Raw genomic sequence first — 13,451 nt, 5'->3', positions numbered from 1 at the left:
CTCCGACACTCCTCTTCTTCATTCCATTTCTAATGATTCGGTGTTCGTCTGTTGACGTTTTGCACCGAAATAATAAATAACAAACGATAAAACAATGCCAATTAGCGGTTGGTTAGGCAATTGAGGGGCATTGGGAAAGAAACTCATAATCACCGGAATGCCCCCCACTGCAGCACCAATTAGCCATGAAAAAACACCTAATTTATTCACGCCAGGCGTTGGCTGCCATTTGGTTCGATCGCCTTTGTTAATCAACCAATAGGCAGCAATCATTACACCAGCCACTGGTGGAACCATCGCAGAAAGGACGGACATAATCGGCATAAAGTAATTTAAAATCCCCACGACTGCTAATAAGGTTCCAATAGCACCGGCCGCACCAACAGCGACTTTTTCTTTTTCTTTTGGAATATCAAAGACATTAATCAAGGCCAGTCCGCCAGAAAAAGCATTCACGGCATTCGTGGTCCAAGTTGCTAAAATCAGCGCAATAATTCCTAAAACTGGAAAACCGAGATTCATAAAAACTTCCGTGATATCTGCGGTGTTCGAAGCAATGGTCAAGACCGCACCAACGCCAATCATCAACAAGCCTGTCGGTAAAATCCCTAAGGTGGCCGCTCTAACCACATCTTTACGAGAAGAAACATATTGAGAGTAATCTCCAGCAATTACTGCGCCTAATGCAAAAGAACCGACAGTCATTGAAAGACCTGACATAAAGCTTCCTGCTGTTTGAGGTGTATATTGACTAACAGCCGCCCAACCGTTGTTTCTTAACGAAGCCACCAAGCCATAAAGACAAACCAGAACTAACACAGGAACCGCAAAATAATTCAGAATTTTCAATATTTTTATGCCATAAAGAGCCGAAATAAGCATGATAACTCCCCAGATTAAGGAAGAAAGCGACACAGGTAAATCAATGCCGTAAATTTTTAAAAAGTTCGTGAAGGCGCCGCCGCTGACATTGGCTTGCAAACCAAACCAACCTAAGCAAGCAATCGCTAAAATAATGGAAATAATCTTTTGCGAACCTTGAATGCCAAACACTTGAGAAGCGACTTTGACAGAAGGTTCTTGTAAGTCGGAACTTTGAATTCCTTGTAAAATCATTAAAATAACAATAATACCGTAACCAATAAATCCTGTTAACAAAGCTTCCCATAAAGGCATGCCTGCAACTAACGTTCCTCCAATAATTAATCCTGGCACGCTAATCATTGCGCCCGCCCAAACAAATGCTAAGCTAAGCCACGATTGTTGTTGCTCGTTTTTTAATTTCATTCTCATTCCTCCTTAATTATTTTTTCAATTATAACGAAAAATCAGTCATAGGTCTTTTTCAAATTGAAAAAAATATCAAGGAAGTTTTGGCTAAAAATAAAAAATCAGACAATCGGCTACTGCCGATTGTCTGCTTTTTTCATTCATTCGTGACCAAGCGATATAAGATCATCGCCAAATAGACTTCATAGGCTTCGGCGGCGTTGGTCATATCATAGCCGAGCGCTTCATTAATTTTACTGATACGATATTTGACCGTATTTTTATGAACAAATAGGCGTTCGCCGCATTCTTTAAAATCACTACTTGCATCTAGTAAAAACGTCCCTAATGTCATTAACTGCTCTGATTCTTTTAAGAGAGGTTGGATAACTGCTAAGCGTTGTTGGATTGCTTCTTCTCCTGCTTGGAGACACGTCATCATTTGTTGAACTGTACGAATTTCCGCGATTGATAACACTTTTCTTTGTGGATAGACGCGCTTTAAAAACGGCGCGACTTGATTAGCGGTTTGGTAGCTGACACGCACTTCAGTCGTGTTACGAACTTTCGGACAAAGGATGATTTCACCTAAATAGTCCTGATAGTCTGTGGCTTGCAAGTATTCTTTACTAATCGTGGCTTCAGGCTGTTTGTGTAAATAATTACCTAAGAGAACAATCAGGTAATTTTCTGTTTGCTGGACAATCGTTGTTTGGTAATAGTAACGTAGGAAATCTTTCAAATCTTGCTGAATAGCGTGGATTTCTTGTCCTTGTTGCCAAATAGGTAAAAGCCACATCGTTTCGACAGAAGAAATATCAATCATTAATTTTTTGGCTAATTGGTACATCTTATCACTTTCATCGTTAATGATTGCTTGGACTAAGGCATACTCACTGACTTCGTCATAGTTTTTCCCCCATAAATTCAGAGCCATCTGAACGACTTCCACCGCTTGATTCATCTCAAAAGAGGTTAACTGCTCTTCTTCTCGAATGAAGTAAAGCTTCAATGTTTGTCCATCTTTCTGAGGAAGTTTTTGCGAGGTAATGAAGTAGGTCGTTTCTCCCAACGCTACTTTCTCTTGTGATTGATAAAGTAACTTGGTTAAGGGCAATTTCGTGCTTCGCGGCCAATTGATGGTACTGATGATTTCATTGGTATAGGTGGTTAACGCAATGTTGACTTTTAAAAAATCGGATAGGATTTTCAAGGTCATTTCCACACTGCGGTTTTGTTCAGGCAAAAGGGAAACTTTTTCCAAGAGGTCCGTTGCAAAAGAAGCCATTTTATTTTTATTGACTAACAATTTCATGACTTCATAAATGACTTCGTTGTAGCGTAATGTGGGATCATTTTTAGGCATTTGGATTAAAATGAAACCTAAAGAATCCGCTAATTGAATCACTTCCTCTGCAACTTTCGGTACGATAATCCCAACGTAGTACAAGATTAGGCCTACTTCGCCTAATTCATGGAGATGCCGAATCGTTTCGCATTGCTTCACCACATCATGACGAATGGCACAAAATGAACCAATCAAAATTTCGCCAGCATGGTATTCATTTGTTTTGTGAAGTTTTTCCGAAAACAAAGACATATCAGAGACTTCTAAAAAAGAAAGAGAAGCAACAGATGTGTCCAATTGGTTTTTACCAGAAAGTACCGTTGCTTCTCGCAAAGACGGTAATTTTAATAAATCATTCACGCGGACACTCATATTTACTCCTCCTTTTGGCTGGTTTATTTTTTCTTACGAATCATATCGCCGACTGCAACAGGTTGCGTCACTTCCATTGTTAATAACATCATGGGATTAGGTGCCCGATCGATCGCTTCACCGTCTTCATTATACATCTCTTTAACGGTTTGGTGGAAATGGGTAAACCCAGGACCATAAAATTCAATTTCATCGCCGACACTGAAAAGGTTCCGTTGACGAATCGTTGCGACTTGCGTCTTTTCGTTGTACGCAATCACTTCACCAACAAATTTATATTGTGGAATTTTACGACGTTCGCCGAATAATTGTTCATTTTCACTTGGTGTATTGTAATAAAAACCAGTTGCTAATTCACGTTGTGCTACTTTCCATAATTCATCAATCCACTCTTGTTGGCAGACATAGTTTTCAGGGTCTTCCATGTAAGAATCGACGGCTTTTTTATACACATTAGCGACTGTCGAAACATAGTGAATGGATTTCATGCGGCCTTCAATTTTAAAACTATCGACACCATTTTCAATTAATTCTGGAATATGTTCAATCATAGACATATCTACGGCGCTCATTGAAAACTCTTCTTCAACTTCCCCTTCGCTGGTTTTGCTCCGACGTTCTGTCCCAAAAGGCATATCAAATAACTCATATTTCCAACGACAAGATTGAGAGCAACCGCCACGATTGGCATCCCGCATCGACATATGATTGGACAAAGTACAACGTCCTGAATATGAAATACACATTGCTCCATGAATAAAGGCTTCAATTTCAATGTCCGTATTTTCACGAATAGCTGCAACTTCCTCCATTGAAACTTCGCGCGCTAAAACCACACGTTCTAAGCCTTCATTTTTCCAAAATTCTAATGTTTCATAGTTGGTTGCTGAAGCTTGTGTCGATAAATGGATGGGTAAACCTGGTGCTTCTGTCGCACAAATTTCGATTAAAGCTGGATCGGAAACAATCACAGCTGAAATTCCGATGTCTCGCAATTCTCTGAAAAACGCTCCTGCCCCTTCCTGGTTTCCTTCATGAGTGACCATATTGGCAGCGACATAAACTTTCGCATTATGTTCGCGGGCAAAGGCTACGCCTTCCGCCATTTCTTCTGGCGTGAAATTTCCTGCGCGGCTACGCAGACCGTAGGCATTCCCTCCGATATAAACGGCATCGGCACCGTAACGAATTGCGACTTTTAGTTTTTCTAGCGTCCCGGCTGGAGCCAACACCTCGGGACGCTTCAATGTTCGTTCTGTCATTACTTTCATGTTCTTCTTCCCCTTAAATGAATCAATTTATTTTATTGCATCGGCACTTAAATCAAAGAAACCATTGTCTAAGCCACGACCTGTTGGATGTAATTTTTCAATTTCAGCTGTTGCATGAGCTGCTTGATCTTCTGACCAAGTTCCCGCTTCAAGTGCTGCTTTCGCTTCAGCAAATACGCGAGCAATCGCGACAAAATTTTCACCTGGTGTGTAAAGGCCATCGAGCTTCCATGTACGATAGTGATGGTCATACAAGTTTGTTAACTCATTCATCAAGTTCACATCGTTATTGGCAAAAATATGCGTACCATGACTATCTTCATAAATGGAATAGTGGGTTTCTGGTTTTTTGGGTTCAGAAATAAACAGCCCTTCGTCTTTCGTAACCCCTTTGTCGTTCTTTGTGTAATTGTAGTAATTTTGAATTAATGGGCGTTTCGATTGATGAATACAGGTCGCCCCATAGACAAGAATTTCAGCTGGAACTGCTAAGTTTTCTTCCATTGCTACCATTTCTTCAAAAGGCACTTCCCGAGCTAAGACAGCCCCGATGGCTCCTCGTTTACTCCAAAAATTGATTTGACGTGAGCTCGTTACCAAGGTTTCGCCATCATAAACGTAAGGAATTTCTAATCCATCTCGTTGCATAATAAACACAATACCTGGATCACCCAAAGTAATTTTATCGACGTTGATTTCTTTTAAAAATGTCAGATACTCTGGGACTAATTTCATTTTTTCAGGGTGCATAATGCCATTTACTGCAACTAGCACTTGTTTGCCCATTTCATGTGCACGTTTCACAATCTCGCGTTGTTCATCTCGTGTAAAAGATACGGGCAAACGCAACCCGAATGTTTCTTCTCCAATATATAATGTATCCACACCTGTTGCGAGTAATTCTACAGCCTGCTCAACAGATTCTGCAGTTGCAATCAGTTCAATCATAAATATAGCCTCCTTCTTTATGACCGTTTAATAGTATCATACGTTCACAAACTTTAAAAGAGCCTATCTGTATTAAACGTACATTTTTCACAATGTTTCCGGAAAAAATTTTGGTAGAGAAGCGCCATCCGCTTACCTACCAAATGCTCTTTTTTTTAATTACTGGTCATCTGTTCTTTGGTCACTCGTTCAAGTGATATTTTCGTTCATAAAACGTTACTACAACGGTGAATAGCCACGCTGCTGCTAAGCCTAACAAGCTGCCTAAAACAATCCCTAAAAAGCGGAATTGAATCAACGTTATCACGTACTGCTGACGAACGAGCAATGACAGCATCAGAGCCATAGGCGTTGTGAAAAATTGCGCCAATCCATAATTACGACGAATAAAATACTCAACGGTCACAAATAAGATTGTAATCACGACAATCGATTCAAAAGTTGTCAAAGCTAAATTAAGCAGAAAAGCGGAAATAACCAATCCAATCGTTGTGCCAAAAATTCGCTGAATATTTCGCTGCTTAATCGCACGTAAATTGTCTCCTTGTAAAATGGATGCACAGGAAACGACTAACCAATACGGATTCTGTAAATGTAAACTTTCGCTGATATATACAGCAAAAAATAAGACAAAGCTATAATATATGCTATCTAATGGCGCTTCTGGATGCCGATAAATTCGTTCCCGTAATGATCGCTTAGTTAGCGGGGCACTGATTTCCTTCTCTGTAAAATGCAACACTAGTGCAAACAAAATAGAAAAGCCAATACCTAATAACATACAGCCACTCATGAACGGAATTTTTGCTAACGGAATACTCGTACTGGCACCCATCGCTGTCACCATCACACCAAAGAAGGCCCCTGGTTTTGAAATATCGTAGACTTCAAAGAAAAAGCGGCCACCAAAACCGACCAGTGCAACAACAATGGGAATAAGCCATGCAATATGGGTCGATAACATGCCTAACAAATTTCCTAAAAAAAGGTAACTACCGACCACAGATAAACGAGTCATTAACTGTTTTAATGGTAGCGGCTGATAATATAAAAAAGTAAAAATACCTAACGAGCCAAAGCTTGAAATCAATAATTGATGATTGATATAGCCCAAAAAAAGAATGCTGAACATAACCAAGCCAGCAAACACTAGTCGAAAAGGATTATCCTTTGGACGCTGATAATGTAGTAATTCTCGAAAAAAAGATTGTTCCATTCCATCACCCCTCCTTATTAACGTAGCACAGAAAAATCAATCTGGCAATTCTCAAAAAGAAATCGCCACTGGAAAATAGAAAAGCCTGGTATAAAAACCCTAAATGGTTTTTATACCAGACTTCGCATCTCATCTATACAGTTTGTAATTCTTTTGCTTCTGTTTTTGGTGCTTTTGGTGCCCGCACATTTAACGTAATTTTGCCTTTGCTAGCACCTAAGGTTACTTTATCCCCTAACTGAATTTGACCGGAAAGAAGGGCTTCACTTAAACGATCTTCCACTTCTTTTTGCAAGGCCCGACGAATTGGACGTGCGCCATATTCTGGATCAAACCCGACTTTACCAATAACTTCAATTGCAGCTGGTGTGATTTTCACTTTAACCTCTTGTTCGGCCATCCGTTTCACGACAGATTGACTCATAATTTTTACGATTTCATGAATTTCCTCTTGTTTCAAGGAATGGAAGACAACCGTTTCATCAATTCGGTTTAAGAATTCTGGACGGAAGGCTTTTTTCAATTCTTCCATGATTCGTTTTTGCATTAATTCATGATTTTTAGAAATGTCTTTCACATTGAAGCCGACATGTTTTTCTTCACGAATCGCTGTTGCTCCTAAGTTGGAGGTCATGATTAAAATCGTGTTACGGAAATCGACTTTTCGTCCTTTGGCATCCGTTAAATGGCCATCATCTAAGACTTGTAATAAAATATTAAAGACATCTGGATGGGCTTTTTCTACTTCATCTAGCAAAATAACGGAATAAGGACGTTGACGAATTTTTTCAGTTAGTTGGCCGCCTTCTTCGTAGCCGACATAACCTGGAGGAGAACCGATTAAACGGCTAGTACTGTATTTTTCCATAAACTCAGACATGTCCACGCGAATCAAAGCTTCTTCGCTGCCAAACATCGCTTCGGCTAAGGCTTTGGCAAGTTCTGTTTTCCCAACCCCTGTTGGTCCTAAGAACATGAAGGAACCAATCGGTCTTGCTGGGTCTTTCAAGCCACTACGCGCACGACGGATAGCGCGTGAAACAGCTTCCACTGCTTCATTTTGGCCAACGACCCGTTGATGTAAAATGGTTTCTAATTCCATTAATCGTTCGCTTTCTTTCTTCTCTAGCTGCTGCAAAGGAACGCCTGTCCATTGTGAAACAACCCCAGCCACGTCTTCTTCTGTTACTTGCGTACTGTAACCAGACAGACTTTTTTCTTTCACTGCAATCAATTCTTCTAGTTTTTCCATCACTTGTTTTTCTTTTTGACGAATCCGAGCAGCACTTTCAAATGATTGGTTTTGAATGGCCTCTTCTTTTTCCGTAATTAATTGAGAAATTTCGGTACGCAATTCATTAATTTCTGAAGGTTGATCTGCCTTGTCTAAACGAACTTTCGCTGCAGATTCGTCCATTAAATCAATTGCTTTATCTGGTAATTGGCGATCATTTAAATAGCGAATCGATAATTGAACTGCCGCATGTAGAGCTTCATCTGTAATTTCTACGCCATGATGTTTTTCATAGCGTGAACGCAAGCCTTTTAGAATTTCTTCTGCTTCTTCCGGCGTTGGTTCTGCTACTTGAATACGGGCAAAACGACGTTCCAAAGCGGCATCTTTTTCAATATATTTTTGGTATTCATCCAGAGTTGTCGCACCAATTGTTTGCAACTCGCCACGTGCTAAAGCAGGTTTTAAAATATTTGAAGCATCAATCGCCCCTTCTGCACCGCCAGCACCGATCAAGGTATGCAATTCGTCGATAAATAAAATGACTTGTCCATCTTGATAGATTTCATCGACAACTTTTTTCAAGCGATCTTCGAACTCACCTCGATATTTGGTTCCAGCAACCAAGGCACCCATGTCTAGCATCATTAAACGTTTGCCTTGCATATCTTCAGGGACTTCCCGGTTGACAATTTTCTGGGCTAACCCTTCTGCTATCGCTGTTTTCCCAACACCTGGTTCACCGACTAAGACAGGATTGTTTTTGGTACGGCGACTCAAAATTTGGATTAAACGACGAACTTCGGTACCGCGACCAACTACTGGATCCAAGCTTTGTTCTCGTGCTAACTTGGTTAAATCTCTTGCTAAAGAATCCAATGTTGGCGTCCCTTGTGGCGCATTTTTATTTTGACCATTCCGACGACGTTGTGCGCCATTGGGTTCGGAAACGCCCATTTTTTTCAATAATAATTGACGCATTTTGGATAAGCTTAATCCTAAATTCACTAAAATTCTAGACGCTAAAATTTCTTCGTCTCTTAACAAGCCCAATAATAAATGCTCGGTACCAATCTTTTGAGCCCCTAAGCGCTTCGCTTCATCTCCAGCATAGGCAAAGATTTGTTTGGCTCTTGGTGAATAAGGTAAGTATAAGTTGTTATTCCCCATTGGACTTTGCATGGTGCCATAGCCACTTAAATGCTCAATTTCTTCACGGATGTCTTCTGTGTCAGTATTCAATTGTCGTAATGTTTTTCCGGCAATCCCATTCGGTTCTAAAACGAGCGCTAATAATAAATGCTCAGAACCGACGGATTGGTGACGAAAATACTTCGCTTCTTCTTGGGCAATCGCCAGTACGGTTTTCGCACTTTCTGTAAATAGTTCATCCATAGTTATTCCTCCTCATAGCTCAAGCGCTCTAAAAATGAACGCATTATTTGAGCTCTTAGAAAATCTTCGTGATTCCCCAGACCATTCAATGTGCTTTTACTTAAAGCAGCTAGCATTAAATTGCCTTCCTTTTTCGTAATCACTTCTTCTTCATACAATGTTTGAATAAATGTTAGCGCATCTTTTTCTGTTAAAGTTGCGCCAATCAATTGATCCATTTGTTTTAGTAATTGATCGTTATCTGAAATTTGTACTTTGACAATGCGAATATAGCCGCCTCCACCACGTTTACTTTCAACTGCGTAGCCTCGTTGGATGGTAAAACGTGTATTAATTACATAGTTAATTTGTGAAGGAACGCAATTAAATAAATTAGCCATTTCCGCCCGACGGATTTCAATTTTATTACTTTCTTCTAAAATCTTTTTTAAATAAGCCTCGATTAAATCTGACGTATTTTGATTACTCATAGTCTTCCATCCTTCTTCTCTCTTGACTAATATTGACCATTATTATATCGAACTTTGCCTATTAAATAAAGAGGAACGCTTTGACTTTAATAAAAAAATGCAAAACAGGAGGAGCAACCTCAGTCAAACTGACTTAAGTTCCCCTCCTAAAATTGAAAATATGTTATTGAATCACAGGCAGACAATGGCTCCGCCTTAATGTCTCACAAAAGCGATTCTTCGCCATAGGCTTGATCCAAGGCTTGTTGAATATCTTCGATAATAGATGTTGGCTCTTCCAAACCAACGTACATGCGAATGTGTGCTGGCGACAAGCCTCTTTTCTGAACAGCCGCCAAGTTATTACCTTTGAATACAGGCAAGGCCAAACTTTCAAAACCACCCCAACTGACCCCAATTGTGACCAGCGTCAATGCATTCACAAATGTTTTCAAACGTTCAAAATCGGTATCTTTTAAATCAATCGCAAACAATGAGCCATAACCTGTTAAATATTTTTCTGCTAACGCTTGTTGTTGTTGATTTCCTACAAAAGGATGATATAAGCGACTGATTCGCGGATCCTTTTGCAAAGCCAACAACACCGTTTGGATGGCTTGAGACTGATGCGCCAACCGAACAGGCATGGTACGAATACCTCGTAACGCTAACCAAGAATTGAAGGGACTATTGACTGCGCCTAATGCTTGATGACCATGTTCAAAAATTTGATCTACAAGCGCTGCTTTGCCAATGACAGCCCCCGCTACAATATCCGAATGACCACCAATATATTTTGAACAAGAATGAATCACTAGGTCCACATTATGGCATAAAGGATGCTGAAATAACGGTGACGCCCACGTGTTATCAATGACAGTGTATGCGCCAATTTTTTGTGCTAACGCAGTTATTTTTTCTAAATCTAGCAGTTCAAACTTTTGTGAGGACGGACTTTCAAAGTAAATGACTTTGGTGTTTTCCTGAACAAATTGAAAAAGTTCTTCTGTTTCTGCAACGTCTACTTTGGTCAAAGATACGCCAAATTTCTCTAAATATTGCACAAACGAAACAGATTCTCCATAAATTGTATTGACCATTAAAACATGATCACCTTGTTGGAGCAACGTAAACAGCGTTGCCGAAATAGCGCCCATTCCTGAGGCAAAAACTTTACATTTTTCTCCACGTTCCAAACGAGCAATTTTTTTCTCTAAAATTTCTGTTGTGGGGTTGGTGCCACGTGTGTAAACATAATTATTTTTTTCATCCATACTCGCTGCCATAAATTCTTCATAAGTTGGAAAATAAAAGGAAGAGGTTTGAACCAACTCGGGCACCATCGGATGATACATTTTTTCCATTCCTTTTTCCACTTCACAACAAATATTTTCATCATTCTCAACATGCATTTCCTTCACTCCTCTTTCTCTACAATGTTTCTGGTACTTCATGGGCTTCTTCTTTTTGATATTGTCGATCTAAGGCTTTTACAAATGGATAATAAATAACGACACTAGCGGCAACAGCTAAAACTTGCGTCACTGCACCTTGCCATTTTCCCACTAAAAAGCCCGAAAACAGAAAGGGCGTAGCCCATGGTGCTTGAATGTTTGTAAACATTGGCATGAACCCAATTTTCATTGACAGAAAGGCAATCAAGACCGATACAATCGGCGCGACCGCAATCGGAATCAATAATAAAGGGTTAAAAATAACTGGGAGTCCAAAAATCAAGGGTTCATTAATGTTGAAAAATGCTGGAACAAACGAAATTTTCGACATGGCTTTCATTCTAGATGAATGTCCGACGATGGCCATTGCAATAGCCAAGCCAATCGTGCAACCAGCGCCTCCAATTGTGGCAAATTGATCGAGCATTTGGACCGTGCCAAAGTTGCCATTTTGAGCAGTTAATTGTCCTAATTCCGCTAAGCTTTGGTTTTTGTCTGCATTCGCATATAAAATAGGATATAGCATGGAATTGATGACAGTTGGATGAATCCCAAACCACCAGAACAGTCCATTTAAGCCAGCCACAATAATAATTGCAAAAGGGGTTCCGATTAAACCTTGCAGTGGCGCTTGAATCACCGCATAAATTAATTGCGGGAAGGAATCCGCAAACGAAAGCCCAATCCCATTAATCAATAAAGCCACCGCTACCACAAAAATCCCAGGAATCAATGCACTAAAAGCTTGGCTGACCATAGAAGGCACGCTGTCAGGCATTTCGATGACTAATTTTTTCTTAATACAGAAACGAGTTAATTCAACCGAAAGAATTGACATAATAATAGCCGTAATTACCCCTTGGGTTCCTAACCAGTCAAACGATAAAACTTTTGTCACAACTTCGCCTGATTCAGTGGTCACCGTTTTCGGTAAAACGACTACGTAAGCAACAATTCCTAAAATTAATGAAGTTAAACGATCCATTTCGTAACTTTCCGCCAATTTATAGGACATCGTCCCAGCAAAAATAATTCCCATCATGTTGAAAGTCGCTCGATAAGCTGGCGAAATCATATCCGCCCAACCTGCACCGAAAATTCCAGCCATAAAATCGCCATACCCTGCTACTGGAAAATCTGTAATCAACATAAAAATCGATCCAATAATTGTTAACGGCATAATTGCAAAAAAACCATTTCTTAAGGCTTGAAAATAACGTAAACTTGTAATCCTTGAAACTTTAGGCACTACGGCTTGCTCCACCCAGTTTGTTAACTTATCCATTTCACTTCTCTCCTTAATCCTTTGTGATATCCTCATCATAAAGAAACCGCTTTCTGATGTAAATACGACTAACTGATTCTGTAACTATGTTTCATAATTCATACGCTTAAGGTATACTGAAAGCGAAACAAAGTACCACAGAGAGGTGAACCCATTGAATCTAATCGAATGTTTAGAACAAAAAGAACGCTATACATATAACGAAGGGCTAATTATTGATTTTATTTTATCTCATACTGAACGAGTCCTGCATATGTCGATTTATGAACTAGCAGAAGCCACCAACTCTTCAACTTCCACGATTGTTCGTTTGTGTAAAAAAACAGAAACTAGCGGTTTCAAAGAATTTAAAATCCGCTTGTCCCGCGACTTAGAAATTCACTACCAAGCAATCCGGAATGTTGATGCCAATATGCCTTTTTTAGCGCAAGATTCTGATTTACTAATTGCCAAGAAAATTGCGCAGTTAACGACTGAAACCGTTCAATCCACTCAACAGTTATTAACCGAGGCCATGTTAAATAAAAGCATTGATTTACTTTTAACCGCTGAAAATATTTTAGCAGTAGGCGTCAGTAACTCCTACATTCGCTTAACGGATTTTCAAACAAAGTTATTACGCATTCAGCTATTTATCCATTTAATCCCTTATCAAGCTGAACAATTTTATTTAGCCATCAATGCCACCAAAAATGACGTAGCCATCCTCGTCTCTTACAGTGGTAACACTGCAGAAATCGTAAATGAAGCACGGATTTTTGCAGAAGGAGGCACCCCGATTATTGCCATTACTTCAGACTTGAACAGCCAATTAGCTAAATACGCTACAGTGATTTTGCCCATTCCTAACGTTGAACATGCCGATTTCAAAGTCTCGACCTTTTCCTCTCAACTAGCCATCGAATATATCCTCAATGTCCTTTATTCCTGTATTTTTAGTCGCAATTTCGATAAGAATTACACATCACAAAAAAATACACCTACTTCGATACTTAAATTTTAAACAAAACAAAAAAACAGTACTGATGATCAGTACTGTTTTTCACAATCGGGAAGACAGGATTCGAACCTGCGACCCCTTGGTCCCAAACCAAGTGCTCTACCAAGCTGAGCTACTTCCCGGGCTATGAAGTTAAAGTAATAAAAAAAGACTATCGAATTAAAAAGAAACTCACGTGCACCTTTTTAAAACTTAGTCAATCACTCAACT

General features: G+C 39.7%; 10 protein-coding genes and 1 tRNA gene. 1 reads left to right on the top strand and 10 read right to left on the bottom strand.

The window, feature by feature from the left end; translation table 11 throughout:
* Positions 1-18 precede the first annotated feature (18 nt).
* The 9 genes from AB3I34_RS10325 to AB3I34_RS10285 all read right to left on the bottom strand — a co-directional run bounded on the left by AB3I34_RS10325 (position 19) and on the right by AB3I34_RS10285 (position 12,241).
* Positions 19-1,293 (bottom strand): cytosine permease, encoded by a 1,275-nt coding sequence (locus tag AB3I34_RS10325; protein WP_025189443.1) that lies wholly within the window; start codon positions 1,291-1,293, stop codon positions 19-21.
* A 133-nt stretch (positions 1,294-1,426) separates the two neighbouring features.
* On the bottom strand, positions 1,427-2,989 hold the full coding sequence (locus AB3I34_RS10320; RefSeq protein WP_002354724.1) for a PucR family transcriptional regulator: 1,563 nt from the start codon (positions 2,987-2,989) through the stop codon (positions 1,427-1,429).
* A 23-nt stretch (positions 2,990-3,012) separates the two neighbouring features.
* Positions 3,013-4,260: a U32 family peptidase gene (locus AB3I34_RS10315; protein ID WP_002368523.1), complete on the bottom strand. Its 1,248-nt coding sequence runs from the start codon at positions 4,258-4,260 to the stop codon at positions 3,013-3,015.
* 27 nt (positions 4,261-4,287) lie between these two features.
* Positions 4,288-5,208, bottom strand: coding sequence for a peptidase U32 family protein (locus AB3I34_RS10310; RefSeq protein ID WP_002415421.1), 921 nt, complete (start codon positions 5,206-5,208; stop codon positions 4,288-4,290).
* Between the two features lie 181 nt (positions 5,209-5,389).
* Complete coding sequence (locus tag AB3I34_RS10305; RefSeq protein ID WP_105223152.1) at positions 5,390-6,424, bottom strand: FUSC family protein; 1,035 nt, start codon at positions 6,422-6,424, stop codon at positions 5,390-5,392.
* A gap of 133 nt (positions 6,425-6,557) precedes the next feature.
* Positions 6,558-9,053, bottom strand: coding sequence for an ATP-dependent Clp protease ATP-binding subunit (locus AB3I34_RS10300; RefSeq protein WP_085444184.1), 2,496 nt, complete (start codon positions 9,051-9,053; stop codon positions 6,558-6,560).
* A 2-nt stretch (positions 9,054-9,055) separates the two neighbouring features.
* Positions 9,056-9,523 (bottom strand): CtsR family transcriptional regulator, encoded by a 468-nt coding sequence (locus AB3I34_RS10295; protein WP_002354715.1) that lies wholly within the window; start codon positions 9,521-9,523, stop codon positions 9,056-9,058.
* Between the two features lie 203 nt (positions 9,524-9,726).
* The gene (locus AB3I34_RS10290; protein ID WP_002403098.1) at positions 9,727-10,956 is read right to left on the bottom strand and encodes an aminotransferase class I/II-fold pyridoxal phosphate-dependent enzyme; all 1,230 of its coding nucleotides are present in this window, start codon (positions 10,954-10,956) and stop codon (positions 9,727-9,729) included.
* Entirely contained in the window at positions 10,934-12,241 is a 1,308-nt protein-coding gene (locus tag AB3I34_RS10285; protein WP_010712921.1) for a PTS sugar transporter subunit IIC, read from the bottom strand. Before AB3I34_RS10285 ends, AB3I34_RS10290 begins: the two co-directional genes overlap by 23 nt.
* 145 nt (positions 12,242-12,386) lie before the next feature.
* Here AB3I34_RS10285 and AB3I34_RS10280 point away from each other — a divergent pair, with 145 nt between their 5' ends.
* Complete coding sequence (locus AB3I34_RS10280; RefSeq protein WP_002354705.1) at positions 12,387-13,244, top strand: MurR/RpiR family transcriptional regulator; 858 nt, start codon at positions 12,387-12,389, stop codon at positions 13,242-13,244.
* 45 nt (positions 13,245-13,289) lie between these two features.
* Here the strand turns inward: AB3I34_RS10280 and AB3I34_RS10275 are convergent.
* Positions 13,290-13,363: transfer RNA gene (locus AB3I34_RS10275), tRNA-Pro, on the bottom strand.
* Positions 13,364-13,451: the final 88 nt, after the last annotated feature.

It is taken from the genome of Enterococcus sp. C102(2024), from assembly GCF_040888205.1.
Classification (GTDB): Bacteria; Bacillota; Bacilli; order Lactobacillales; family Enterococcaceae; genus Enterococcus; species Enterococcus faecalis.
The sequence above is the reverse complement of the archived record's forward strand: the minus strand, read 5'-3'. Positions and strand labels throughout refer to the sequence as shown.

Excerpts from the sequence above, each read along its gene's own strand:
- AB3I34_RS10285 (WP_010712921.1), bottom strand. The coding sequence starts at position 12,241 with ATGGATAAGTTAACAAACTGGGTGGAGCAAGCCGTAGTGCCTAAAGTT.
- AB3I34_RS10315 (WP_002368523.1), bottom strand. The coding sequence starts at position 4,260 with ATGAAAGTAATGACAGAACGAACATTGAAGCGTCCCGAGGTGTTGGCT.
- AB3I34_RS10310 (WP_002415421.1), bottom strand. The coding sequence starts at position 5,208 with ATGATTGAACTGATTGCAACTGCAGAATCTGTTGAGCAGGCTGTAGAA.
- AB3I34_RS10305 (WP_105223152.1), bottom strand. The coding sequence starts at position 6,424 with ATGGAACAATCTTTTTTTCGAGAATTACTACATTATCAGCGTCCAAAG.
- AB3I34_RS10325 (WP_025189443.1), bottom strand. The coding sequence starts at position 1,293 with ATGAGAATGAAATTAAAAAACGAGCAACAACAATCGTGGCTTAGCTTA.
- AB3I34_RS10320 (WP_002354724.1), bottom strand. The coding sequence starts at position 2,989 with ATGAGTGTCCGCGTGAATGATTTATTAAAATTACCGTCTTTGCGAGAA.
- AB3I34_RS10295 (WP_002354715.1), bottom strand. The coding sequence starts at position 9,523 with ATGAGTAATCAAAATACGTCAGATTTAATCGAGGCTTATTTAAAAAAG.
- AB3I34_RS10300 (WP_085444184.1), bottom strand. The coding sequence starts at position 9,053 with ATGGATGAACTATTTACAGAAAGTGCGAAAACCGTACTGGCGATTGCC.
- AB3I34_RS10290 (WP_002403098.1), bottom strand. The coding sequence starts at position 10,956 with ATGAAGTACCAGAAACATTGTAGAGAAAGAGGAGTGAAGGAAATGCAT.